This window comes from Vibrio marinisediminis, assembly GCF_014050145.1.
Taxonomy (GTDB): Bacteria; Pseudomonadota; Gammaproteobacteria; order Enterobacterales; family Vibrionaceae; genus Vibrio; species Vibrio marinisediminis.
The window spans coordinates 1-24,643 of sequence record NZ_JACFYF010000017.1; the positions used below are offsets into that span (position 1 = coordinate 1).

A 24,643-nucleotide genomic window follows, 5' to 3' on the forward strand; every position below is an offset into this window, starting at 1 on the left:
GGATTCGAACCTCCGACCGCCTGGTTCGTAGCCAGGTACTCTATCCAGCTGAGCTAAGGGCGCACGGAATGTGAACTATATCACAAAATCTTAGTTTTGAAACAAAAAAATTGGTCAACGACCAATTAATGGCGGTGAAGGAGGGATTCGAACCCTCGATACGGTATCAAGCCGTATACTCCCTTAGCAGGGGAGCGCCTTCAGCCTCTCGGCCACCTCACCGTTTTAATCTCTGGTAGTAAAAAATTATGGCGCGTCCTGGAGGATTCGAACCTCCGACCGCCTGGTTCGTAGCCAGGTACTCTATCCAGCTGAGCTAAGGGCGCACGGAATGTGAACTATATCACAAAATCTTAGTTTTGAAACAAAAAAATTGGTCAACGACCAATTAATGGCGGTGAAGGAGGGATTCGAACCCTCGATACGGTATCAAGCCGTATACTCCCTTAGCAGGGGAGCGCCTTCAGCCTCTCGGCCACCTCACCGTCTTGCGGAGGCACATATTACGATTTACCAAAAATAAGTCAAACACTTTCTTGGCAAAAATAGTAAAAATTCTTTCAACCGTTGGCTATTTAACCAAAGCGGTGTTTATTCGTGCTTTTCTGAAAGATTTTCCGTAATTTAGCCACAAAAAAAGCTGACAATATGTCAGCTTTTTTTTAGTAATTAATAGTTACCTGAAGCAACGTTACCATTACCTTTTTCTGCCTGAATGCGCATGTAGATTTCTTCGCGATGAACAGACACTTCTTTCGGAGCGTTTACACCGATACGTACTTGGTTACCTTTAACGCCCAGTACCGTTACAGTGACTTCATCACCGATCATTAGAGTTTCACCAACACGGCGAGTTAAAATTAGCATTCTGTGCTCCTTGAGTAATCTCTTAAAATTTCTTGCTACAAAGCCATTATCCAACAAAAGTTATATTTTCGTAAACTCTATTCTTATTCGAATCTAGTTTAGAAAGGCATGTTTTGGTAGGCAAACGTGTGCTTCGCTCTGTGTTATATAAGCTTGATGCAAAATATTTGCAGCACTATCTACACAGTCAGGGAACAATGCAATAGTAAATGACTGATTATCTAGTTTTTGATGAATTGTCATTATCTCATTATCAATTAGTAACTGATAACAAGACCCCGCCAACTCTTCTGCTTTTGCACCAACAGCGGTCAACAAGCTAATAAGCTGACGGTCCGCTACTTTTCCTTGTAAAACCAACTCTAGTTTAGAGTAAGCCTCTTGCTTGACAACAATACCAATCCAATCTGGGTGCTCAATCACATCCCAAATTGCAATACCGATCAGTTGACACTGTTTGGTTACCGCTAGCAACACTTCGCTGGCTATTTTAATCAAGCACATATCACGTTGAATTGCCAATCCACATACAGGCAATAAACAGGCATCACCTTTCACCAAGCTACCTTGATTGGCGCTAAAAGTCGATAAAACTCGTAATGGGACTTGGTTTTTCCATGCATACTGCACAGAAGGGAGATGAAGCACTTTTGCTCCGTGCTTAGCCATGCGCTCCATTGAAGGAAAATCTATTACATTCAACTTCTTTGCATCGCTAACCACACGAGGGTCGCAAGTATAAACACCGTCGACGTCCGTGAAAATTTGGCACTCATCTGCTTTTAAAACTCCGGCTAAAGCAACGGCTGTCGTATCGGAACCACCTCGTCCTAATGTGGTGATATCCCCCTTCTCCGTAATGCCTTGAAAACCGGCAACAATAACAATTTTATCTTGTTGTAATAGATCCGTAATTGGCGCCGCGTCAATATGTTGGATCACTGCGTCATTATACTGGTTATCAGTGACAATCTTGGCTTGAGCACCAGTGAGCGAACACGCTGCGTAGCCCATCTTATTCAAAGTAATCGCTAAGAGTGCCATGGATATCTGCTCACCAGCAGACAGCAATACATCAAGCTCTCGGGCATCAGGCACACTATCAATTTGCTTAGCAAGACCTAACAAGCGATTCGTTTCACCAGACATTGCTGAAACAACCACTACGACCTGATTGCCTTCATTTTTTGCATTGATAATGTGTTCTGCTACTTTGTAAATTCGTTCAATTGAACCTACTGAAGTACCGCCAAACTTCTGCACGATAAGAGGCTTTTCCACCAGTATTAACCTTCCTAAGAGCTTTGTCTTAATCTGCTGCTCGATGTGTTTTCGAGTCGCTATTTTACAAACCAGAAAATTCAGGTTTGCTACAAAAAAGAACGCTCAATCAAAAATGATTGAGCGTAAGTATGTTTTTATGGGGTTTTATAGACGCTCGGCAATCCAAGCATCTACTGACTCCAACGCGCTCGGTAGCGCTGATGCATCAGTACCACCTGCTTGAGCCATGTCAGGACGACCGCCACCTTTACCACCAACTTGCTGAGCAACCATATTAACCAGTTCACCCGCTTTAACTTTACCAGTCAGGTCTTTTGTTACGCCTGCAATCAGACCGACTTTATCATCCGCTACGTTACCTAGCATGATGATACCGCTACCTAGTTGGTTTTTAAGCTCATCAACCATGCCACGAAGTGCTTTGTTGTCTGCGCCGTCTAGTTTAGCAACCAGAACTTTAACGCCAGCAATCTCTTTCACTTGGTCAGTTAAACTTGCGCTAGCTTGAGAAGCTAGCTTGTCTTTAAGCTGCTGAATCTCTTTTTCAAGTGCTTTAGTTTTACTTGCTGCATCAATCAGTTTTTCTTCGTATTTCGCTGTTTGCGCTTCGATTACATCTAGTGCAGCTTCGCCCGTTACCGCTTCAATACGACGGATACCGGCAGCAATACCACCTTCAGAAGTGATCTTAAATAGTCCAATATCACCCGTGTTTGATGCGTGGATACCACCACAAAGCTCTGTTGAGAATTCGCCCATTGAAAGTACGCGTACTTCATCGTCGTATTTCTCACCAAATAGTGCCATTGCGCCTTTTTGCTTAGCAGACTCGATATCCATTACATTGGTTTCGATGTCATGGTTGCGACGTACTTGTGCATTTACAAGACGTTCAACTTCTTTAAGTTCAGCGGCTGTCACACCTTCTAAGTGTGAAAAGTCGAAACGTAGGTTTTCTGCTTTAACTAGAGAACCTTTCTGCGTAACGTGCTCACCCAGTACTTTACGCAATGCTGCGTGCAATAAGTGTGTTGCCGAGTGGTTCAACGTGATCGCAGCACGACGAGCAGCATCAACCAATGCTTGTGCTTTATCGCCTTTCGCTACAACACCTTCAGTCAGTTCACCATGGTGAGCAATTGCGTTGCCTAGTTTTTGTGTATCTTCTACTTTGAACAAACCTGATTCAGTTTTGATCAAACCAGCATCGCCACACTGACCGCCCGATTCTGCATAGAATGGCGTTTGCTCTAAAATAACAATCGCTTTATCGCCTGCTGATAGTGATTCAACTTCCTCACCTTCAACAAACATCGCAACAACGGCACTGTCACCTTCTGTACCTGTGTAACCACAGAACTCAGTTTGTGCGTCTGTTTTAATGACTGCATTGTAGTCGGTGCCGAATTGACCTGCTTCACGTGCACGTTGACGCTGCTCTTCCATTGCTTTCTCGAAACCTTCTTCGTCGATAGCAAATTCGCGCTCGCGTGCCACATCGTTCGTCAAATCAGCAGGGAAGCCGTAAGTATCGTAAAGTTTAAATACGGTTTCACCATCAAGCACTTTGCCGTCAAGGTTATCTAATGCTTCATTAAGAATTGTCATGCCACGTTCAAGAGTACGTCCGAAGTTCTCTTCTTCAATACGCAATACTTTTTCAACGACAGCTTGTTGACGCTTAAGTTCATCACCCGCGGTGCCCATGATTTCAGCAAGAATGCCAACCAATTTATGGAAGAACACACCTTGCGCACCAATCTTGTTACCGTGACGAACCGCACGACGGATGATACGACGTAGTACGTAGCCGCGACCTTCATTTGAAGGCATAACGCCATCAACGATTAGGAATGAGCATGAACGAATGTGGTCAGCAATAACGCGTAGAGACTGGTTTGATAGATCATCACAACCAATCACTTCAGCAGCAGCTTTAATTAGTGCTTGGAATACATCGATTTCGTAGTTTGAGTGAACGCCTTGCATGATTGCAGAAATACGCTCAATACCCATACCCGTATCAACCGATGGTTGTGGTAGCGGCTCCATAGTACCGTCAGCTTGACGGTTGAACTGCATAAATACGTTGTTCCAGATCTCGATAAAACGGTCACCATCTTCTTCTGGTGTGCCTGGACGGCCACCCCAGATGTGATCACCATGATCGTAGAAGATTTCAGTACATGGACCACAAGGACCAGTGTCACCCATCTGCCAGAAGTTATCTGACTCAAATGGCTTACCACCTTTCTTGTCGCCGATGCGAATAATACGATCCGCTGGGATACCTACTTTTTGATTCCAAATATCAAATGCTTCGTCATCTGTTTCATAGATAGTAACCAGTAGACGATCTTTTGGTAGCTGTAGTGTTTCAGTTAAGAATTCCCATGCAAAAGCAATCGCATCTTCTTTGAAGTAATCACCGAAGCTGAAGTTGCCTAGCATTTCAAAGAAAGTATGGTGGCGAGCGGTGAAACCAACGTTCTCAAGATCGTTGTGTTTACCACCAGCACGTACACAGCGTTGGGCCGTAGTTGCTCGTGTGTAGGCGCGTTTTTCTAAACCTAAGAAACAATCTTTAAATTGGTTCATACCTGCGTTAGTGAAAAGCAAGGTTGGGTCGTTATGCGGTACTAACGATGAACTTTCTACGATTTGGTGTCCTTTGCTTTCAAAGAACTTAAGGAACGCGTTACGAACCTCATCTGTGCTCATGTACATGCAGCTCTTCCTGAAAATAGTCGAGATAGAATTTTGCTGTATTGTACACATAAGCGAGTGGTAGATGCTAGCGTGGCAATTGCTCTATTTTGTCGCTTTTGACAATGATTTTTGCCTCAGCAAGACAAAAGCGAATGAATCACTGAGAAAACAGGCAATTAGCCTAGGATGTCACCATTGATTTTCTTCACAATCGTCCAATGCATCTATGATTTGTTCCATACGAAAAACACGATATTGCCGTAAGAGAAGTGGCTGCAGAGACGGCTTACTATTTTAATCTTTTTTACCCTTCAATTATTGTTCTTTGAGTCGTTGACTCCTCTCATATTTCCGCCGTTGAACCCCCTATTTCATTGCCGATAACACTATTGATTTTAGTGATTACACAAATTCCACATACAAAAAAAGCCCCCTAAATTAGGGGGCTTCGAATCTTAGCTATAAGCTAACTAATTAAGCTTCAATGTACTCGAAACGAGAAGTGAAGAAACGTAGTTGCTTAGGCTCGTATACAAAGTTTAGACCTTTGATTGAATCACGGTTTTTGTATAGCTCGATGATGCCGTCAGCTACTGCGTCCATGTGTGCGTAAGTGTAAACACGACGTGGAATAGTTAGACGGATTGTTTCTAGAGCTGGACGGTAGTGATCACCAGTCTCACGGTTACGTCCTGCAGATACGATACCACGTTCCATTGTACGTACACCTGTCTCGATGTATACAGACGCAGCTAGAGTTTGAGCTGGGCACTGATCTTGAGTTAGGTGTGGTAGGAAGCGACGTGCGTCAACGAATACTGCGTGGCCACCGATTGGTTCAATCATTGGAACGCCTGCATCACGTAGCTTGTCACCTAGGTAACGGATTTGCTTGATACGGTGGTCAAGGTAAGGGAACTCTAGAGCTTCTTCTAGACCAAGTGCTAGTGCACCCATGTCACGACCAGCAAGACCGCCGTATGAAGGCATACCTTCGTATACTACAACTAGTTCTTTAGATTCTTCGAATAGGTGCTCATCACGTAGTGCTAGGAAGCCACCGATGTTTGCAAGACCATCTTTCTTAGAAGACATTGTTGCGCCGTCAGCGTAAGAGAACTGCTCTTTACAGATTTCTTTGATTGACTTGTCAGCGTAGCCTTCTTCTTGCTCTTTGATGTAGTAAGCGTTTTCTGCACAACGAGTTGCATCGTAGAATACTTTGATGCCGTTTGCTTTACAGATTTCGCTAACGTCACGCATGTTAGCCATAGATACTGGCTGACCACCTGCTAGGTTAACAGTGATTGCTAGACATACGTAAGCGATGCTTTCAGCGCCGTGCTCAGCGATAGCTGATTGTAGTTTGTCTAGGTCGATGTTACCTTTGAATGGTACGTCTAGTTCAGCGTTGTGTGCTTCATCACGGATGATATCGATGAATTTCGCGCCGTTGTGCTCTTGGTGGAAACGTGTAGTAGTGAAGTACATGTTACCTAGAACGTATTGCTGACCTTTATCTTTAGGGATAGCAATTTGAGAAAGGATGTTCTCAGCACCACGACCTTGGTGAGTAGGAATTAGGTAAGGGAAACCGTATAGACGCTGAACAGCTTCTTCTAGTTTGAAGAAATCTTTAGAACCAGCGTAAGCTTCGTCACCAGTCATTAGAGCAGCCCACTGCTTGTCAGACATTGCAGATGTGCCTGAGTCAGTTAGTAGGTCGATGTAAACATCAGCACTGTTAAGAAGGAAGGTGTTGTAACCAGCTTCTTTCATTTTTTCAGCACGCTCTTCGCGACCAATCATTGAAACGTTTTCAATAGTCTTAATACGAAACGGTTCAGCAGGGTAACGTTTATCCATTTTCTTACTCCAATTTATTTAATGGTCATATTCTTTATTTAATTGGGTGTATCCCCAAACTTCGAAGCTATTAAAGTCTTTTTTTTGGATTAAGGGAATACCTCGCCAATCGGTATATTTTGATAGTTTCGTATAGAAAAATAGACGCGGACTTTATTGCTAAAATTAGATATCAGAGACGTTGTTTTTTTCATTTCTATGATTGATCGGTATTGCACGAGAAAGTCCATTTTGATAGCAAGTGGCTATAATGAGACGTGGTTAACGCTTTAGTATGTACATTTAGCTGTACTCATTTCTTTACACCCCTCCTGTAAAGCCCCTCTTTTGTTCAAATAGCCCTCTCTTTTACACAAAACTAACAATAAGGCCGCAAGTAATTAATTATTTGTATCGCAAAAATCACAACAAAAAGTAGAAAATCACCCTTTATGAAGCCCCGATGGTCTAAAATACCACCAACCACCACCCCACCAACTCCTGCTTTATAAAATAAATATCAATTTACAATCAGCTCTCCACCTGCTTATGTTGCCTATTTGTTGGTGAATATGTTTGATGTATTTATTACCAATGCAAAATAAATGGATTTAGCATTTAAATAATCATAATTATTAACAATTATATTAAATGTATTTTTCTGCCTACCTGATCGGTTTCATTTAATGAATAAAAATAAACTCAGAATCTACTGATAAATAAAAATAGGAATTAAAAAACACTTGAGAATCTTATGATCTTAATTAAATAAGTGCTCTGGATCACAAAATAATATGGGTGACGCTACTCTCGTATTCTTAGTCAAAAACAAATACTAATAAAAATATTCATATCTGAATTAAAGACTGGTAATAGCGGTATTATTTTTAGTTAGAAAAGCCCTTCAGCTAACCAGCCATGGAAGCGCACTGATTTTCGTACGCATTGATTGAAAACCACTCACGTTCAAAAGGAAGAATGATATTGAACAACTTTGGGGAAATGACATCAGGAGTAAGTAGAGTGGTGAGAATAGACGACTGTTACTCGCTAGGGTGGCAATGCACTTACAATAGTAACAATCACCGCCGCAACCTATATGCTCGACTAGAGTTCCTTATATCACTCACAGAAGCACTCTGGTGCTTGAGAGCGACTCACTGAGCTGGTGGTACTGGTAGTGCAGATAAAACAAAGCCCCGCTCAGTTAGAGCAGGGCTTGATATAGAAGCTAATATAAGAGAGTGAGGTGTTAGAACTCTTCTTCTTGAGGCATTTCACCCGTTTCAGGCTCATCAGGTTGAGCTGGAGTCAGCAGCATTTCACGTAGCTTGCTATCAATCGTTTGAGCAGCTTCAGGGTTCTCTTTTAGATACTTACAAGCATTCGCTTTACCCTGACCGATCTTATCGCCGTTATAGCTATACCATGCGCCCGCTTTTTCAACCAACTTGTGCTTCACACCCAAGTCAACCAGCTCACCTTCACGGTTAAAACCTTGACCGTATAGAATCTGAGTTTCAGCTTGTTTAAATGGCGCAGCGATCTTGTTCTTAACCACTTTAATACGTGTTTCGTTACCAACTACTTCATCGCCATCTTTAATCGAACCCGTACGGCGGATATCAAGACGGACAGAAGCGTAGAACTTAAGTGCATTACCACCAGTCGTGGTTTCTGGGTTACCAAACATCACACCAATCTTCATACGGATTTGGTTAATGAAGATACACATACAGTTAGACTGCTTTAGGTTACCAGTAAGCTTACGCATTGCTTGCGAAAGCATACGAGCCTGAAGACCCATGTGGCTATCGCCCATTTCGCCTTCAATTTCTGCTTTTGGTGTTAATGCAGCAACTGAGTCGACAACCAGAACATCAATCGCACCAGAACGAGCTAATGCATCACAGATTTCTAGCGCTTGCTCACCCGTATCAGGCTGAGAGACAAGCAGTGCATCAATATCAACACCCAATTTCTTAGCGTAGATTGGATCAAGAGCGTGCTCAGCATCAATAAACGCACAGGTTTTACCTACACGTTGAGCCGCAGCAATAAGCTCAAGAGTCAGTGTTGTTTTACCTGATGACTCTGGACCATAAACTTCAACGATACGACCCATTGGCAAACCGCCAGCACCTAATGCGATGTCTAGAGAAAGTGAACCAGTAGAAATGGTTTCTACGTCCATGGTGCGGTTATCACCAAGGCGCATGATTGAGCCTTTACCGAATTGCTTTTCAATCTGACCTAGCGCAGCGGCGAGGGCTTTTTGTTTATTCTCGTCCATTACTTTCTCCAAACTATCCATCATGGTTGGTGGATAAAAAATCTAATTCGTTCTGTTCAGCATCTACCGAACAATTTATGAATGCCATTATACTGTTGATTCATACAGTGTCCATACCTGTATGGATTTTTTTTGCTCTTGCACGCTAGAGTACTGATCTAGCAGCAATTTTAAAATTTATTAACAAAAACTATGAACTTTCGCCCAAATACTCACACAGGGTTTTTAGGGCATATTCAACGGCTTGTGAGCGAACCTTCGCTCTATCACCCATAAAATACTGTGTACTCACCTTCTGCCAACCTTTTTTGTCTGCAAAAGCAAAACAAACCGTCCCTACGGGTTTATCATCACTGCCTCCTGCTGGTCCAGCAATGCCACTGATTGAAACCGCAATAGTCGCATTGGCATGATTCAATGCCCCCTGCACCATTTCGATTACCACAACCTCACTTACCGCACCATAAGAGGCTAAGCTCGACGCTTGCACAGCAAGCATTTCCATCTTAGCTTCATTGCTATAGGTGACAAAAGCACGGTCAAACCAAGCTGAGCTCCCCGCGATATCGGTTACCGCTGTCGCAACGCCACCACCAGTACACGATTCAGCGGTAGTTAAAATATGCTGATGCTTTAACAACAATTTACCTAACTCAATACTTAATGTTTGGTGTGATTCCATGTTCAAAATCCTCAATGTGACTTTTCGCCCGAGATCGATTCACGTATCCTAAGCCGCAATTGTCATAAACGAAAGAAGTTAGCCGTGAAAGCCGAACAAAAACACACTCCAATGATGCAGCAATATCTTAAGTTAAAAGCTGAAAACCCTGAGATCTTGTTGTTCTATCGTATGGGTGACTTCTACGAGCTTTTTTATGATGACGCAAAACGCGCTTCGCAATTGCTTGATATCTCGCTAACCAAGCGCGGTTCATCAGCAGGGGAACCGATCCCTATGGCAGGAGTTCCTTACCACGCCGTTGAAGGCTACTTAGCGAAACTCGTCCAACTTGGCGAGTCGGTTGCTATCTGTGAGCAAATTGGTGACCCAGCCACCAGCAAAGGCCCTGTCGAGCGTAAAGTGGTGCGTATCGTTACCCCAGGCACAGTCACTGACGAAGCATTGCTTTCCGAGCGAGTCGATAACCTGATTGCAGCAATTTATCACCATGATGGTAAATTCGGTTACGCCACTCTTGATATTACTTCTGGTCGATTCCAATTAACTGAACCAGAAACAGAAGAAGCAATGGCAGCGGAGCTACAGCGCACCTCTCCGCGAGAACTGCTATTTTCCGAAGATTTTGAACCCGTACACCTAATGGCTGCACGCAGCGGAAACCGCCGCCGACCAGTGTGGGAGTTTGAAATTGATACAGCCAAGCAACAATTAAACCAACAGTTTGGTACACGTGACTTAGTCGGTTTTGGCGTTGAACATGCCAAACTCGGTTTGTGTGCCGCGGGTTGTTTGATTCAATACGTAAAAGACACCCAGCGTACTGCTCTGCCACATATTCGCTCTTTGACTTTTGATCGCCAAGATCACTCCGTTATTCTGGATGCGGCAACTCGTCGTAACCTAGAAATCACCCATAATTTATCTGGTGGCTCAGACAATACGCTGGCAGATGTACTGGATAAAACGGCTACGCCTATGGGTAGCCGAATGCTCAAACGCTGGCTACATCAGCCAATGCGTTGTATTGATACTCTCAACCAACGTCTTGATGCCATCACAGAGATTAAAGAACAAAGCCTATTTGGTGATTTGCAGCCAGTATTAAAGCAAGTTGGTGATATCGAGCGTATTCTTGCTCGATTAGCGCTCCGCTCTGCTCGCCCGCGCGACTTGGCGCGTTTGCGTCATGCGATGCAGCAACTGCCAGAACTTGCCGATGTATTGTCGGCATTGAATCACCCATACCTTGCTAAGCTCACTCAGTACGCCGCACCAATCGATGATGTGTGCGAATTATTAGAACGAGCCGTCAAAGAGAACCCTCCGGTTGTGATTCGCGATGGTGGCGTGATTGCCGAAGGTTACGACGCTGAGCTTGATGAGTGGCGCGATCTTGCCAATGGAGCGACCGAATACTTAGAGAAGTTGGAGCGAGAAGAGCGTGAACGTCATGATATTGATACGCTAAAAGTCGGCTATAACGCGGTTCATGGTTTCTTTATTCAGGTAAGCCGTGGTCAAAGCCATTTGGTGCCTCCACATTATGTTCGCCGTCAGACACTGAAAAACGCTGAGCGTTATATTATTCCAGAGCTCAAAGAGCACGAAGATAAAGTACTCAGTTCTAAGTCGAAAGCACTGGCAATTGAAAAAAGGCTTTGGGAAGAGTTGTTTGACTTATTGATGCCAAGCCTTGAGAAGTTGCAAAATCTTGCCTCTGCTGTTTCTCAACTTGATGTGCTGCAAAATCTTGCCGAGCGTGCTGATAGCCTAGATTACTGCCGCCCTACAATGAGCGAAAAACCGGGCATTACTATCCAAGCCGGTCGCCACCCTGTGGTTGAGCAAGTTATGGATGAGCCTTTCATTGCTAACCCGATAGAACTCAATGCTCAACGTAAAATGTTGATCATTACAGGTCCAAACATGGGTGGTAAGTCTACTTATATGCGTCAAACAGCATTAATTGCTTTGATGGCACACATAGGCTCGTATGTGCCAGCCGAATCGGCGAACATTGGTTCAATTGACCGCATATTTACTCGTATTGGCGCATCTGATGATCTTGCATCAGGTCGCTCTACTTTTATGGTTGAGATGACAGAAACCGCCAATATTCTGCACAACGCCACTGAGCGCAGCTTAGTGTTGATGGATGAAATTGGCCGCGGTACCAGTACCTACGATGGCTTATCACTGGCTTGGGCAAGCGCAGAGTGGCTAGCAAAACAGATTGGTGCGCTAACGCTATTTGCAACTCATTACTTTGAACTTACCGAACTGCCAAGCCAAATAGAGCACCTAGCCAACGTTCACCTAGATGCGGTTGAACACGGTGACAGCATTGCCTTTATGCACGCCGTACAAGAAGGTGCAGCAAGTAAATCTTATGGTTTAGCTGTCGCAGGGTTAGCCGGTGTACCGAAGACAGTGATCAAGCAAGCTCGCGCTAAATTAACCCAGCTTGAGCAACTTAGTCATGCTAATGACGCAAATAGCGTACGAACAAGCGCTGTAGATATTGCCAATCAGCTCAGTTTGATCCCTGAACCGAGTGAAGTTGAAGAGGCATTGGCTAATATTGACCCAGATGATCTAACGCCACGCCAAGCGCTTGAAGAGCTGTATCGCTTGAAAAAACTGCTTTAGAAACCTCATACATCCAATGACTAGCCGCATCTATGATGCGGCTTTTTTATCACGCGACGAATGACGGTTATCGATCGGGCTCAAAGGTCTCAATGATAATTTGTAACAATGAATTTCAATAACCATTAACGCCTCGGAATAAAACCTCTCGCTAATATATCCCCATAACGGTTCATTCTATGCTAACTCCAACTGAACTAACTCACTTGGGGATTGTTATGAACAACCAAACTAAGAAGTTACAACGCGGCTTTACACTCATCGAACTAATGATCGTGGTGGCAATTATTGGCATTCTTGCCGTTTTTTCTGTTCCGGCTTATCAGGACTATACCAAAAAGGCGACTCTCGCCGAATTTCCTACTCTCGCTGCTGGGGTAAAACTCTCTGTCGATATCTGTGCTCATGAGCACGCGAGTGATAACGCAACATTTAAAACGAACTGTATAACCTCTGCTGGCAACGTCCCTAGTGCGTCAATCAACAACGTAGATGTAGTGGCGAAGATCATCTCATCGGCAGTAGCGGTCGAAGCAAAAGCCTCAGCAGATAAAGGACCAATTAAATCGGGTGAATCGTACATTCTCACCGCCACATACTCGGCAAACGGAGTTACTTGGAAAGCCAGTTGTAAAGATGATGGCGGTAACTCACAGAGCAGCTATTGCCCTGATTAGTCGACCGTTCTCTTTATGAGTCAATCACTAATAAAGGTTTTAATAGACACTGGCGAGCTTGATGACGAACTTGCTCGCCAATTGACATCGCTTTTGAAAGCACCACAGCTTAATAACGATGCCATTTTGCAAGTGATAACAGCAACGGATTTAGCACAAACGACAAGTCGATTACTGGGGATTCCTTTAGTCAACCTTCAAGAGTATGACTTTAACTCTTTATGTCATCACTTGGGTTTAAGCTCGTTGATTCAAAAATACTGCGCTATTCCTATTGGACATAGCGACCAAACTCTCACGTTAGCCACCAGTGACCCAACCAATAGTGAAATCGAAAACGAATTCCGTTTTGCCACGGGGTTAAACATCGAACTGGTGATCGCCGACATCAATTCAATCAAAAAAGCCATTCACTCCCTCTATGGGCGTAATATTCCTTCAGGAGGATCCAGTAAGAAAGAGATCAATGCACTGGATCTTGCCCGCATGGTCGATCTCTCCGACGAAGAGTTGGGCAATATAGAAGACTTAAGCCAAGACGATGCGCCAGTCAGCCGGTATATACATCAGGTATTATTAGAGGCAGTGCGTAAAGGCGCTTCTGATATTCACTTTGAGCCCTATGAGGATAGCTACCGCATACGACTACGCTGCGATGGCATCTTACTGGAAACTCATCAACCAGCAGTACAACTTGGGCGACGTCTGTCGACTCGCGTTAAGATTCTATCCAACTTAGACATTGCAGAACGACGGTTACCCCAAGACGGGCGCAGTAAGCTTAAACTCAACTCCGAACTGTCGGTTGATATGCGAGTATCCACACTACCTACACTGTGGGGAGAAAAAGTCGTACTTAGATTATTGGAAAGCAGCGCAACCCAACTCGACATCAACAAGCTAGGTTATAACGAACAGCAAAAACAGATTTACCTAAACGCGCTTAAAAAGCCGCAAGGTTTAATCTTAATGACCGGTCCTACAGGCAGCGGCAAAACCATATCGTTATATTCAGGACTCGCCATACTCAATACCACACAAGTCAACATCGCCACCGCTGAAGACCCCGTTGAAATCAACTTACCTGGAATAAACCAAGTACAAGTGCAGCCGCACATCGGTTTCGATTTTGCCGCTGCGCTGCGTTCTTTCTTGCGCCAAGATCCTGATATTGTGATGGTGGGTGAAATACGAGATTTGGAAACAGCTGAAATTGCCATTAAAGCCTCACAAACTGGTCACTTAGTGCTTTCTACATTGCACACAAATTCAGCCGCCGAAACCTTAGTAAGGTTGCAAAATATGGGGATTCAACCTTACAACATCGCTTCTTCGCTCAGTCTTGTAATTGCCCAAAGGTTAGTTCGGCTTTTGTGCCCAAATTGTAAACAGCGCTACCACATCAGCGCTGAACAATCCCAACAACTCAACCTTCCGAGTAGCCAAACACTATTTCAAGCCAATAGGCATGGCTGCGAAAACTGCAATAGTGGCTATTCAGGGCGAGTCGGTCTGTTTGAAATGATGGAAAATACCTCAGATCTGAATCAGGCAATATTAACCAGTGCTGATGCGCGCACAATCGAAGCAATAGCTGTCAAACAAGGTATGACAACGTTAAGAATGTCAGGTATTGAGAAACTTGCTCAAGGCTTAACCAGTTTCGAAGAGTTACAACGAATCCTCTATTTCTCGTAAGGATTAGCCAATGAAGCCCAAGCGCCCAATTGAACTGAAAAACTATCGCTGGAAAGGGATCAATAACCTTGGTCGACCGACGTCTGGCTACATGTTGGCACTTAGTGAAGCGGAAGTGCGTGATAAGCTAAAACAACAAAAAATAAGCATCAAAAGCTTAAAAGCCAAGAAAATTTCATCTATCCGCAAGCAACTAGAACGAATCAAGGCTAAAGATATCACTCTACTCACTCGTCAATTAGCCACTATGCTAACCACGGGCATACCTATAGTTCAAGCACTCAAACTTGTCAGCGATAATCATCGCAAAGCTGAAATGAAGTCTCTTTTATTGTCATTGAACAAAAGCATTGAATCAGGCACACCACTCTCGATTGCGTTGAAAGCCAACCGACATTTCGATTCGCTCTATGTTGAACTTGTTGCTTCCGGCGAAGCGGCAGGTAATCTTGCTGGCATATTTCAACGTATCGCCAGTTACCGTGAGAAGTCTGAACGATTAAGAACGAAAGTCATTAAGGCGATGATTTATCCGTGTATGATCTTATTGGTTGCGATTGTCGTCAGTTATTTAATGCTCGCCGTGGTTATCCCTGAATTTGAAGGTATGTTTCATAGCTTTGGTTCAGAACTACCATGGTTTACACAGCAAGTCTTATCTGTCTCACATTTCACCCAATCACACAGTCTCAACATTGCCGGAGGGTTATTCGTACTCATCATTACGCTAAAAGTGCTCCGTTCGCGATCGTCGCGATTTCGACTGTTATTAAGTCGCCTTAGCCTCAAAATACCTATCACTGGCAAGATTATGTCAAAAGCAGCCATTGCCAAATTCAGCCGAACCTTAGCCACCAGTTTTGGTGCTGGTATTCCCATCCTTTCATGCCTACAAACCTCAGCAAAAACAGCCAATCAACTGCACTATCAAATCGCGTTAGACTCTGTCTACAAAGATACTGCCGCAGGGATGCCACTGTATTTAGCGATGCGATACGCGGATGTGTTTCCTGAAATGACACTGCAAATGGTGATGATTGGTGAAGAGTCGGGGCAATTGGACGATATGCTCAACAAAGTCGCCACTATCTATGAGACCGAAATTGACGATACAATCGACAACTTAGGTAAAATCATTGAACCAATGATCATCATCTTTCTCAGTCTCATTGTCGGCAGCTTAGTCATCGCTATTTACTTGCCCATCTTTAACTTGATGGATGTAATAGGCTAAGATAGCAGCTTAACGGTTCTTTCCATCTCTTTCATATAACTGAGTTTTCTATGGCTGTATTTCTTCACTACCCTTGGCTGTTTCCAATGTTAGCCACTATTTTCGGTCTTATTGTCGGTAGTTTTCTCAATGTGGTCATACATCGCCTACCAATTATGATGGAGCGTGAATGGCGCAAAGAGTGTAATGAGAGCTTTGCTGAATGCAACCTAGAGATAGATAACAACACCTATAACCTCAGTATTCCGCGCTCTGCCTGCCCAAGCTGTCACACTCCGATCCGCGCCATTGACAACATACCTGTGTTAAGTTGGCTCATGCTAAAAGGCAAATGCCGCCAATGCCATGCCAGTATCAGTGCTCGCTATCCGCTGATTGAAATGTTAACCGCAACACTCTGCCTATTAGTGGCTTGGCAATTTGGATTTAGCTACTTCTCCGTCGCGCTGTTATTCTTTACTTTCGTGCTCATTGCCGCCACTTTTATCGATTTAGACACCATGCTACTGCCAGACCAGCTGACACTACCTCTGGTGTGGGCGGGCATCAGCTTATCACTATTTGGCATAAGCCCTGTCCCTCTTCAAGATGCCGTTATCGGTGCAATGGCGGGGTACCTATGTTTATGGAGTGTTTATTGGGGCTTCAAACTAATAACAGGCAAAGAAGGTATGGGCTATGGGGACTTTAAATTATTAGCGGCTCTTGGTGCCTGGTTAGGGTGGCAATATCTGCCAATGATTATTCTTATATCATCACTTGTTGGTCTCGTTTTTGGCATCATCCAACTTAGAATGCAGAAAAAAGGTATCGACAAGGCGTTTCCATTTGGTCCTTACCTAGCCATTGCAGGATTAATAGCCATGCTATGGGGAGATGAAATCCTACAACACTATTATCGTTTTTTACTGGGAGCCTAACATGACTTTAGTCATCGGATTAACGGGTGGTATTGCCAGCGGTAAAACCACCGTCGCTAACCTTTTTCGCGACCAATTTGCGATCGATATAGTGGATGCGGATGTCGTTGCTCGCGAAGTGGTTGAGCCAAACAGTGAAGGGTTAAGAGAAATAACCCAGCGCTATGGGCAAAAGATACTGCAACAAGATGGTAGTTTAAACCGCCCTGCACTGCGTGAAATAATCTTTGCCAATAAAGAAGAGAAACAATGGCTCGATGCACTGCTTCACCCAATGATCCGTCATGAAATGAAACAGCAACTCAAACAAGTAACTTCTGATTACGCATTGCTGGTGATCCCGCTAATGGTTGAGAACAACTTGCAACAGTTAGCCGATCGCGTATTAGTTGTCGATGTGGAAGAAGAAATACAGATCGAACGCACCATGAACCGTGATGACGTCTCCCGTCAGCAAGCGCAATCAATCGTTCAATCTCAAGCTAGCCGAGAACAACGCCTCGCAATCGCGGATGATGTGATTAAAAACCATACACAAAACCAACAACTTTTGCCCCAAATCACAGAATTACACAAAAAGTACCTAGAAATGTGTAGGGCAAATCTGTGAAAATAAAGCTTCAAATTTCCAGGGCGACCGCTTAATGACCACGCAATATTTCGAACATCCATTGAATGAGAAAACTAGAATCTACTTGCGTGTAGAGGCGTTGCTACATCAGTTAGATGTCTCTTCGAAATTTAGCAATGAATTGCAGCATCTCAACTTCTTCCGTGCCCTGTTTGATTTACTGGAAATCTTTGAACAAATCCAATTGAAAAGTGAACTGGCAAAAGATATTGAGAAGCAACGATTGACCTACCGTACTTGGCTCAACGTCGAAGGTGTCGATCAAGATATGCTACAAAGCATCTTGCAAGAGGTTGATCAAGCACACAGCGAATTAATGTCAGCAGAACGCTTTGGACAAAGTTTAAAAGAAGACCGCTTTTTAAGTGCCATTCGACAGCGCTTTAACTTGCCCGGTGGCGCATGTTGTTTTGACCTACCCGCACTGCATCATTGGCGTCATTTGCCTAATGACGCTAAACAGCAAGATACCCGTAGCTGGATGGAAACACTCAGTTCACTTTCTAATGCTCTCAAATTGTGGCTACGTCTTACCCGAGAAACGGGGCGATTCCAAGCTCAGCTTGCCCACAATGCATTTTTCCAAAGTGATGCTGAAGAAGCGAATATCCTGCGACTAAATATCCCTATGCACTACAGTGTTTACCCGATGATTTCCGGTCATAAGAACCGTTTTGCCATCAAGTTTATTGATTTTAAATCAGGTCAAGCATACACCGGTGATATTGAGTTTGACCTTGCGGTGTGTTGCTAACTTACCGAGCGATAGCAGAATTGCTATACTGCCTTTAACTTTTTCTATTTAGATAGTGTTATGACTAAAATAACCAAAGTAGCTTGCCCACAATGTGGTACTCAAGTCATTTGGGGTGAGCAAAGCCCTTACCGACCATTCTGCAGCAAGAAGTGCCAAATGATTGATTTTGGCGAATGGGCTGATGAAGAAAACAGTATTGCAGGTGCGCCTGATATGTCTGACAGCGATGGTTGGTCCGAAGACCAGTATTAAGTCAGCTGCTCTTAAAAAATCCTAAAGGTTGATGTTATCCATCAGCCTTTTTTATTGCCTCTAATTCATCACTCTAGAAGAAGCCCTTGCTAGCCAACCTATCTTTTACAAATCATAGAGATAAAAAAACGGGGTTGATTGCTCAACCCCGTTAATTACTATGAGAACGCTAGTTATAGCATTACTTCTTAGCAAGTTTCTCTTTGATACGAGCTGACTTACCAGAACGCTCACGTAGGTAGTACAGTTTGGCACGACGTACTGCACCGCGGCGTTTAACTTCAATGCTATCAACGATTGGAGAGTGAGTTTGGAACGTACGCTCAACACCTTCACCGTTAGAAATTTTACGTACAGTGAATGCAGAGTGTAGACCACGGTTACGGATTGCGATTACAACGCCTTCGAAAGCCTGTAGACGCTCACGTTCACCTTCTTTTACCTTAACTTGAACTACAACAGTGTCACCTGGTGCAAATTTAGGTAGGCCTGATTTCAGTTGCTCTTCTTCAAGAGCTTTGATGATGTTACTCATTTTATTAAATTCCTAGAATAAACTGATACTAATTAAATTAGGTTACTAAGCCTGATATTCTTTTATGAATTCAGCCAGTAATTGTTCCTGATCGTCAGTCAGAGCTAGGTTTTCCAGAAGCTCTGGTCTTCTTAGCCAAGTACGGCCCAGCGACTGCTTTAATCGCCAGTGACGAATATCCTTATGATTGCCTGACATCAGTACCGCAGGTACTTCTTTGCCATCCAATACTTCAGGACGCGTATAGTGAGGACAATCCAACAAACCATTTGCAAAAGAATCTTCTTCTGCAGACGCAAAGTCTCCAAGCACTCCAGGTATAAACCTTGAGACCGAGTCAATAAGCGTCATGGCTGGGATTTCTCCCCCCGTCATCACAAAATCCCCAATCGACCATTCTTCGTCGACTTCAGATTGAATGATGCGCTCATCTACCCCTTCGTAGCGACCACATATAAGAAGTAAATTCTCATTTGTTGCCAGCTCTTCAACCCCTTTTTGGTCAAGTTTTCGACCTTGAGGTGATAGATAAATGACTTTCGTCTTACCCGGTGAAGTCTGTTTGGCAGCATGAATGGCATCGCGCAAAGGCTGCACCATCATCAACATACCTGGACCACCACCGTATGGTCTATCATCGACAGTGCGATGTTTGTCATGAGTGAAATCACGAGGATTCCAAGTCTCAATAGACAATAGACCTTTTTTAACCGCTTGACCTGTTACTCCAAAATCAGTAACGCTGCGGAACATTTCAGGAAAAAGGCTAATTATGCCAACCCACATTGTTCAATCGCTCCGTTACTTGGAGTTAGAATCCAGGATCCCAGTCAACTTCGATCCGTTGAGCTTCGCGATCAACTTTAATGATCACTTGCTCTTCAAGGAACGGAATTAATCGTTCCTTTTGCCCGAAAGCATCTTTAAGATTTGCTTTAACTACTAGAACATCGTTTGAGCCAGTTTCTAGAATGTCTGTAACAACACCTAGATCGTAACCTTTAGTGGTTGCGACTTGCATACCAAACAATTCACGCCAGTAGAATTCATCTTCTGACAATTCTGGTAGTACTGCAGGGTCGATAGCAATTTCAAAGTTTGTCATCAGTTGCGCGTCTTCACGAACATCTAATCCAGCTAGTTTACAAACATAACCTTGGCCATGACGTTTCCAGCTTTCTACTTTGTACTCAACCCACTCGCCCTTATGGCTTAAATACCAAGGGCTGTAATCGAAAATGCTTTCAGCATTGTCTGTGTAGGAAAAAACCTTGAGCCAACCTCGAATGCCATAAGTAGCACCAAACTTGCCTACAACAATCTTGTTATCGCTCATTGCTTCTTTACCTTTCATCGACATAAGCTAATTTCTACTTCTTAGTAAGAATTAAGCCGCTTTTTGAGCGTCTTTAACTAGCTTAGCAACGCGGTCAGATACAGACGCGCCTTGACCAACCCAATGGTTAACGCGGTCTAGGTCTAGACGTAGACCTTCTTCTTGACCTTGAGCTGTTGGGTTAAAGAAACCAACTTTCTCGATGAAACGGCCAGTTGCAGCGTTGCGGCTATCCGCAACTACGATTTGATAGAATGGACGCTTTTTAGCGCCGTGACGTGCCAAACGAATGGTTACCATGTCGTCCTCTTTGCTTTCTCAAAAATTAAATTAACCCCAATAACCGTCTAGCTTTGCTATACAGTTTGGGGTCTCGTGCCAAAATAAAGCTCCGGAATTTTACTCTTATTCAGGAGCAATGCAAGGTCTTTAGCTATTTTTTCACCACCACAAATTGGCTAATAAGTGTGTGACATAGCTAACACCTTGAAACTTCAATTATGCTTGGATGATTATCGACCAAATGGGTTGAATCCACCGCCCATTCCGCCACCCATCATTCCTTGCATATTACGCATCATGCCTTTCATGCCACCCTTCTGCATTTTCTTCATCATCTTTTGCATTTGAGTGAACTGTTTCAGCAGACGGTTAACATCTTGTACTTGTGTACCAGAACCCGCTGCGATACGTTTTTTACGTGAACCTTTAATCAATTCTGGGCGCTGACGCTCTTTCATCGTCATTGAGTTAATGATTGCTTCCATCTGGTGGAACATTTTGTCATCAACTTTATCTTTGACGTTGTCTGGTAAGTTGCTCATGCCTGGCAGCTTATCCATCATGCCCATCATGCCGCCCATGTTTTGCATCTGACCAAGCTGCTCACGGAAGTCTTCTAAATCGAAGCCTTTCTTTTCTTTGAACTTCTTCGCCAGCTTTTCAGCTTTTTCGGTATCGACATTACGTTGCAGATCTTCGATAAGCGACAGTACGTCACCCATACCAAGAATACGTGATGCTACACGATCAGGGTGGAACGGTTCTAGCGCGTCAGTTTTCTCACCAACACCCAAGAATTTAATTGGCTTACCCGTGATATGACGAACAGACAGCGCAGCACCACCACGAGCATCACCATCGACTTTCGTCAGGATCACACCCGTTAATGGTAGAGCATCACCAAAAGCTTTCGCCGTATTCGCCGCATCTTGACCTGTCATTGCATCAACAACAAACAGTGTCTCTACTGGTGTAATGGCAGAATGTAGCTCTTGAATCTCTGCCATCATCTGCTCATCGACAGCTAGTCGACCTGCAGTATCGACAACCAATACGTCGTAGAATTTTTTCTTCGCGTGGTCGATGGCTGCATTAGCAATATCAATTGGTTTTTGATCTGCCGAAGATGGGAAGAAATCTACGCCCACGTCAGTGGCTAAGGTTTCTAGCTGTTTGATCGCCGCAGGGCGATATACGTCAGCAGAAACAACCAGGACTTTCTTCTTGTCGCGCTCTTTTAATAGCTTAGACAGTTTACCTACCGATGTGGTTTTACCCGCACCTTGTAGACCTGCCATTAAGATCACTGCTGGTGGTTGAGCTGCGAGGTTTAATGCCTCGTTCGACTCACCCATAACTGCTTCAAGTTCAGTTTGAACGATCTTAATAAATTCTTGGCCTGGCGTAAGAGATTTAGATACCTCAACACCAACAGCACTCTCTTTAACACGCTTAACAAATTCACGCACAACAGGTAGGGCAACATCCGCCTCTAGCAATGCCATGCGCACTTCGCGCAATGTCTCTTTAATGTTGTCTTCAGTAAGACGCCCTTTACCACTGATGTTTTTCAGGGTGCGGGATAGGCGATCCGTTAAATTATCAAACATCTTTTTCTCTTCGCTAAATTCGGCGATAAATTATTGTGAGTATACCTTAGCCAGCCCTTGCTTGGCACTATCCGATTGGAAATTGATATCTCATCTCTCATAATTCAACATCGATCTCCCATAGCCCAAAAGCCGGATGCAAGGTATAATTTGTTAAAAATCCACCAGCTTAATCGAGAGTAATGGACAACTTAGTCGCAGTCAGCGCAGCAATTCTCTATATTTTGGCAATTGCTACGATCATTCCTGGTTTGGTTCATCAAACGGGTATTCGAGCAAAAACCGTGATGGTTAGTGCCGCACTTGCCTTGGCATTTCATGCTTGGTCTTTAGGTGATCTCATCTTGTCCGGTTCAGGGCAGAACTTGAGCATCTTAAATGTGGCATCGCTGATTAGCTTTATCATCTCAATCGTGATGAGTGGCGCCATGCTCAAAACTCGCATCTGGTTTCTTTTGCCCGTGGTATATAGCTTTTCTGCTATCAACCTTCTGGCGGCAACCCTATTGCCAAGCAGTTACATTACCCACTTCGAGAATGACCCTAAGCTACTTATCCATATCTCTTTGGCGCTGTTCTCTTACTCTACGCTAACCATTGGCGCTTTGTATGCATTGCAGTTGGCTTGGCTAGACAATAGCTTGAAAGCCAAAAAAGCACTGGCCATTAACCCTAATGTGCCGCCACTGATGTTAATTGAACGCCAGTTATTTAAGATCATTTTGATTGGTAACCTACTGCTCACGATGACGCTAGCCACCGGCTTTACCTTTGTACAAGATATGTTTGCTCAAGGTAAAGCGCATAAAGCGATACTCTCATTCATTGCTTGGATTATTTATTCAGTTCTGATTTGGGGGCACTACCATAAAGGTTGGCGAGGAAAGAAAATCACTTGGTTCGCCGTCGCTGGTGCAACACTACTCACCATTGCCTATTTTGGTAGTCGATTCGTTCGAGAGATCATTCTTAATTGATAGAAGGTGCAAGTCGCACCTTTTTTCATACCCAATATATAGTATGGGATTCTATATTTACAATTGACTTACAATGGCTGTTAGGTCATAAATTAAGCTAAACATCAAAAGGAACAGGTTAGTTTTGGACGACATATCAACGGGTATCTTATTTGCGCTACTCGCGTGTCTCATTGTAATTTCAGGTTATTTCTCAGGTTCAGAAACCGGCATGATGGCCTTGAACCGCTACCGACTAAAGCACTTATCCAAGAGTGGTCATAAGGGTGCCAAACGAGTAGAAAAACTCCTCGACAGACCGGACCGTTTAATTGGTCTGATTCTGATTGGCAACAACCTCGTTAATATCTTAGCTTCTGCCATTGCAACCATCCTAGGTATGCGCCTATATGGCGACCTTGGTGTTGCCATCGCAACCGGTGCGCTTACCTTAGTAGTACTGGTGTTTGCAGAGGTCACACCAAAAACATTAGCCGCCCTTTATCCTGAGCGCGTGTCATACGCCAGCAGTATCGTCTTAACCTTACTGATGAAACTGTTGTCACCACTAGTCATCTTCATCAATTTTATTACCAATGGTTTTATTCGCATGCTCGGTGTAAAAGCAAGCCATGGCGATGATGACCACCTAAGCTCAGAAGAACTTCGCACTGTGGTTAATGAAGCGGGCAGCCTAATTCCACGCCGCCACCAAGATATGCTGGTGTCGATCCTTGATCTAGAAAATGTCACGGTAAATGACATTATGGTGCCGCGTAATGAAATTACGGGTATTGATATCAATGATGATTGGAAATCTATTGTACGTCAGCTCACTCACTCACCTCATGGTCGAGTGGTGCTTTATCGAGACCAAATCGATGAAGCGGTTGGAATGCTTCGCCTTCGAGAAGCGTACCGCTTAATGCTTGAAAAAAATGAGTTTACCAAAGAGCGACTACTTAGAGCTGCCGATGAAGTTTACTTTATTCCCGAAGGAACGCCCCTTAACGTCCAACTGCTCAAGTTCCAACGTAAGAAACAGCGTATTGGACTGATTGTCGATGAATATGGCGATATTATTGGTTTGATTACCTTGGAAGATATATTGGAAGAGATTGTTGGGGAATTCACAACGTCGATTGCACCTAGCCTAGCAGAAGAGATTGTGCCTCAAGGTGACGGTAGCTTCTTGATTGAAGGGAGTGCCAACATTCGAGATATTAATAAAGGGCTAAAATGGACGCTCCCAACGGATGGTCCTCGTACACTTAATGGATTGATCCTTGAACACTTGGAAGATATCCCAGAGAGCCATTTGAGTGTGCAGGTGGCTGGTCACCCGATGGAAGTGGTTGCGCTGGAAGAAAACCGCATTAAATTGGTCAAGGTTTTTCCCAAATTCAAACAAGCATCATAACCT

Annotated in this window: 21 protein-coding genes and 3 tRNA genes; 10 read left to right on the top strand and 14 right to left on the bottom strand. The window is 43.9% G+C overall.

Going from position 1 to position 24,643, the window contains the following annotated elements; translation table 11 throughout:
- Window positions 1-129: 129 nt before the first annotated feature.
- The 9 genes from H2O73_RS17930 to pncC form a co-directional block, all read right to left on the bottom strand.
- Window positions 130-222, bottom strand: a tRNA-Ser gene (locus H2O73_RS17930).
- A gap of 27 nt (window positions 223-249) precedes the next feature.
- Window positions 250-326 (bottom strand) — tRNA-Arg (locus H2O73_RS17935).
- Between the two features lie 66 nt (window positions 327-392).
- A tRNA-Ser gene (locus H2O73_RS17940) sits at window positions 393-485 on the bottom strand.
- 184 nt (window positions 486-669) lie between these two features.
- Entirely contained in the window at window positions 670-867 is a 198-nt protein-coding gene (csrA, locus tag H2O73_RS17945; protein WP_004415691.1) for a carbon storage regulator CsrA, read from the bottom strand.
- A gap of 93 nt (window positions 868-960) precedes the next feature.
- Entirely contained in the window at window positions 961-2,148 is a 1,188-nt protein-coding gene (locus tag H2O73_RS17950; RefSeq protein WP_182110306.1) for an aspartate kinase, read from the bottom strand.
- Window positions 2,149-2,295: 147 nt separating this feature from the next.
- Complete coding sequence (gene alaS, locus H2O73_RS17955) at window positions 2,296-4,878, bottom strand: alanine--tRNA ligase (protein ID WP_182110307.1); 2,583 nt, start codon at window positions 4,876-4,878, stop codon at window positions 2,296-2,298.
- A 456-nt stretch (window positions 4,879-5,334) separates the two neighbouring features.
- Window positions 5,335-6,726 carry a tyrosine phenol-lyase gene (locus H2O73_RS17960; protein WP_182110308.1) on the bottom strand — a complete coding sequence of 464 codons (1,392 nt, stop codon included), beginning with the start codon at window positions 6,724-6,726 and terminating at the stop codon, window positions 5,335-5,337.
- A gap of 1,231 nt (window positions 6,727-7,957) precedes the next feature.
- The gene (gene recA, locus H2O73_RS17965) at window positions 7,958-8,998 is read right to left on the bottom strand and encodes a recombinase RecA (protein WP_182110309.1); all 1,041 of its coding nucleotides are present in this window, start codon (window positions 8,996-8,998) and stop codon (window positions 7,958-7,960) included.
- Between the two features lie 190 nt (window positions 8,999-9,188).
- Window positions 9,189-9,680 (bottom strand): nicotinamide-nucleotide amidase, encoded by a 492-nt coding sequence (gene pncC, locus H2O73_RS17970; RefSeq protein WP_182110310.1) that lies wholly within the window; start codon window positions 9,678-9,680, stop codon window positions 9,189-9,191.
- Window positions 9,681-9,764: 84 nt separating this feature from the next.
- Between pncC and mutS the strand changes: the two genes are divergently transcribed.
- The 8 genes from mutS to yacG all read left to right on the top strand — a co-directional run bounded on the left by mutS (window position 9,765) and on the right by yacG (window position 18,501).
- Window positions 9,765-12,332 carry a DNA mismatch repair protein MutS gene (gene mutS, locus H2O73_RS17975; RefSeq protein WP_182110311.1) on the top strand — a complete coding sequence of 856 codons (2,568 nt, stop codon included), beginning with the start codon at window positions 9,765-9,767 and terminating at the stop codon, window positions 12,330-12,332.
- A 218-nt stretch (window positions 12,333-12,550) separates the two neighbouring features.
- Entirely contained in the window at window positions 12,551-13,009 is a 459-nt protein-coding gene (locus tag H2O73_RS17980; protein ID WP_182110312.1) for a pilin, read from the top strand.
- Window positions 13,010-13,024: 15 nt separating this feature from the next.
- The gene (pilB, locus tag H2O73_RS17985; RefSeq protein ID WP_182110313.1) at window positions 13,025-14,707 is read left to right on the top strand and encodes a type IV-A pilus assembly ATPase PilB; all 1,683 of its coding nucleotides are present in this window, start codon (window positions 13,025-13,027) and stop codon (window positions 14,705-14,707) included.
- Between the two features lie 10 nt (window positions 14,708-14,717).
- The gene (locus H2O73_RS17990) at window positions 14,718-15,941 is read left to right on the top strand and encodes a type II secretion system F family protein (protein ID WP_182110314.1); all 1,224 of its coding nucleotides are present in this window, start codon (window positions 14,718-14,720) and stop codon (window positions 15,939-15,941) included.
- A 50-nt stretch (window positions 15,942-15,991) separates the two neighbouring features.
- Window positions 15,992-16,861 carry a prepilin peptidase gene (locus H2O73_RS17995; protein WP_182110315.1) on the top strand — a complete coding sequence of 290 codons (870 nt, stop codon included), beginning with the start codon at window positions 15,992-15,994 and terminating at the stop codon, window positions 16,859-16,861.
- A gap of 1 nt (window position 16,862) precedes the next feature.
- Window positions 16,863-17,471, top strand: a complete 609-nt coding sequence (coaE, locus tag H2O73_RS18000; protein ID WP_182110316.1) for a dephospho-CoA kinase — start codon at window positions 16,863-16,865, stop codon at window positions 17,469-17,471.
- A 34-nt stretch (window positions 17,472-17,505) separates the two neighbouring features.
- Window positions 17,506-18,246 carry a cell division protein ZapD gene (gene zapD, locus H2O73_RS18005; protein WP_182110317.1) on the top strand — a complete coding sequence of 247 codons (741 nt, stop codon included), beginning with the start codon at window positions 17,506-17,508 and terminating at the stop codon, window positions 18,244-18,246.
- A 60-nt stretch (window positions 18,247-18,306) separates the two neighbouring features.
- The gene (yacG, locus tag H2O73_RS18010) at window positions 18,307-18,501 is read left to right on the top strand and encodes a DNA gyrase inhibitor YacG (protein WP_182110318.1); all 195 of its coding nucleotides are present in this window, start codon (window positions 18,307-18,309) and stop codon (window positions 18,499-18,501) included.
- 181 nt (window positions 18,502-18,682) lie between these two features.
- Here the strand turns inward: yacG and rplS are convergent, their stop codons facing one another.
- The 5 genes from rplS to ffh all read right to left on the bottom strand — a co-directional run bounded on the left by rplS (window position 18,683) and on the right by ffh (window position 22,264).
- Window positions 18,683-19,036, bottom strand: coding sequence for a 50S ribosomal protein L19 (rplS, locus tag H2O73_RS18015; RefSeq protein WP_159655596.1), 354 nt, complete (start codon window positions 19,034-19,036; stop codon window positions 18,683-18,685).
- 45 nt (window positions 19,037-19,081) lie between these two features.
- Complete coding sequence (trmD, locus tag H2O73_RS18020) at window positions 19,082-19,822, bottom strand: tRNA (guanosine(37)-N1)-methyltransferase TrmD (RefSeq protein ID WP_182110319.1); 741 nt, start codon at window positions 19,820-19,822, stop codon at window positions 19,082-19,084.
- 25 nt (window positions 19,823-19,847) lie between these two features.
- The gene (gene rimM, locus H2O73_RS18025) at window positions 19,848-20,396 is read right to left on the bottom strand and encodes a ribosome maturation factor RimM (RefSeq protein WP_182110320.1); all 549 of its coding nucleotides are present in this window, start codon (window positions 20,394-20,396) and stop codon (window positions 19,848-19,850) included.
- 27 nt (window positions 20,397-20,423) lie between these two features.
- A complete protein-coding gene (gene rpsP / locus H2O73_RS18030) occupies window positions 20,424-20,672 on the bottom strand; it encodes a 30S ribosomal protein S16 (protein ID WP_004742593.1) in 249 nt (82 codons plus the stop codon).
- A gap of 212 nt (window positions 20,673-20,884) precedes the next feature.
- Window positions 20,885-22,264, bottom strand: a complete 1,380-nt coding sequence (ffh, locus tag H2O73_RS18035; RefSeq protein WP_182110321.1) for a signal recognition particle protein — start codon at window positions 22,262-22,264, stop codon at window positions 20,885-20,887.
- A gap of 182 nt (window positions 22,265-22,446) precedes the next feature.
- Between ffh and H2O73_RS18040 the strand changes: the two genes are divergently transcribed.
- Window positions 22,447-23,241 carry a cytochrome C assembly family protein gene (locus H2O73_RS18040; RefSeq protein WP_182110322.1) on the top strand — a complete coding sequence of 265 codons (795 nt, stop codon included), beginning with the start codon at window positions 22,447-22,449 and terminating at the stop codon, window positions 23,239-23,241.
- 124 nt (window positions 23,242-23,365) lie between these two features.
- The gene (locus H2O73_RS18045) at window positions 23,366-24,640 is read left to right on the top strand and encodes an HlyC/CorC family transporter (RefSeq protein WP_182110323.1); all 1,275 of its coding nucleotides are present in this window, start codon (window positions 23,366-23,368) and stop codon (window positions 24,638-24,640) included.
- The last annotated feature ends 3 nt before the right edge of the window (window positions 24,641-24,643 follow it).

Excerpts from the sequence above, each read along its gene's own strand:
- H2O73_RS17990 (WP_182110314.1), top strand. The coding sequence starts at position 14,718 with ATGAAGCCCAAGCGCCCAATTGAACTGAAAAACTATCGCTGGAAAGGG.
- csrA (WP_004415691.1), bottom strand. The coding sequence starts at position 867 with ATGCTAATTTTAACTCGCCGTGTTGGTGAAACTCTAATGATCGGTGAT.
- trmD (WP_182110319.1), bottom strand. The coding sequence starts at position 19,822 with ATGTGGGTTGGCATAATTAGCCTTTTTCCTGAAATGTTCCGCAGCGTT.
- recA (WP_182110309.1), bottom strand. The coding sequence starts at position 8,998 with ATGGACGAGAATAAACAAAAAGCCCTCGCCGCTGCGCTAGGTCAGATT.
- alaS (WP_182110307.1), bottom strand. The coding sequence starts at position 4,878 with ATGTACATGAGCACAGATGAGGTTCGTAACGCGTTCCTTAAGTTCTTT.
- H2O73_RS17960 (WP_182110308.1), bottom strand. The coding sequence starts at position 6,726 with ATGGATAAACGTTACCCTGCTGAACCGTTTCGTATTAAGACTATTGAA.
- ffh (WP_182110321.1), bottom strand. The coding sequence starts at position 22,264 with ATGTTTGATAATTTAACGGATCGCCTATCCCGCACCCTGAAAAACATC.
- rpsP (WP_004742593.1), bottom strand. The coding sequence starts at position 20,672 with ATGGTAACCATTCGTTTGGCACGTCACGGCGCTAAAAAGCGTCCATTC.
- rplS (WP_159655596.1), bottom strand. The coding sequence starts at position 19,036 with ATGAGTAACATCATCAAAGCTCTTGAAGAAGAGCAACTGAAATCAGGC.
- pncC (WP_182110310.1), bottom strand. The coding sequence starts at position 9,680 with ATGGAATCACACCAAACATTAAGTATTGAGTTAGGTAAATTGTTGTTA.
- yacG (WP_182110318.1), top strand. The coding sequence starts at position 18,307 with ATGACTAAAATAACCAAAGTAGCTTGCCCACAATGTGGTACTCAAGTC.
- rimM (WP_182110320.1), bottom strand. The coding sequence starts at position 20,396 with ATGTCGATGAAAGGTAAAGAAGCAATGAGCGATAACAAGATTGTTGTA.
- pilB (WP_182110313.1), top strand. The coding sequence starts at position 13,025 with ATGAGTCAATCACTAATAAAGGTTTTAATAGACACTGGCGAGCTTGAT.
- coaE (WP_182110316.1), top strand. The coding sequence starts at position 16,863 with ATGACTTTAGTCATCGGATTAACGGGTGGTATTGCCAGCGGTAAAACC.
- H2O73_RS17980 (WP_182110312.1), top strand. The coding sequence starts at position 12,551 with ATGAACAACCAAACTAAGAAGTTACAACGCGGCTTTACACTCATCGAA.
- zapD (WP_182110317.1), top strand. The coding sequence starts at position 17,506 with ATGACCACGCAATATTTCGAACATCCATTGAATGAGAAAACTAGAATC.
- H2O73_RS18040 (WP_182110322.1), top strand. The coding sequence starts at position 22,447 with ATGGACAACTTAGTCGCAGTCAGCGCAGCAATTCTCTATATTTTGGCA.
- H2O73_RS17995 (WP_182110315.1), top strand. The coding sequence starts at position 15,992 with ATGGCTGTATTTCTTCACTACCCTTGGCTGTTTCCAATGTTAGCCACT.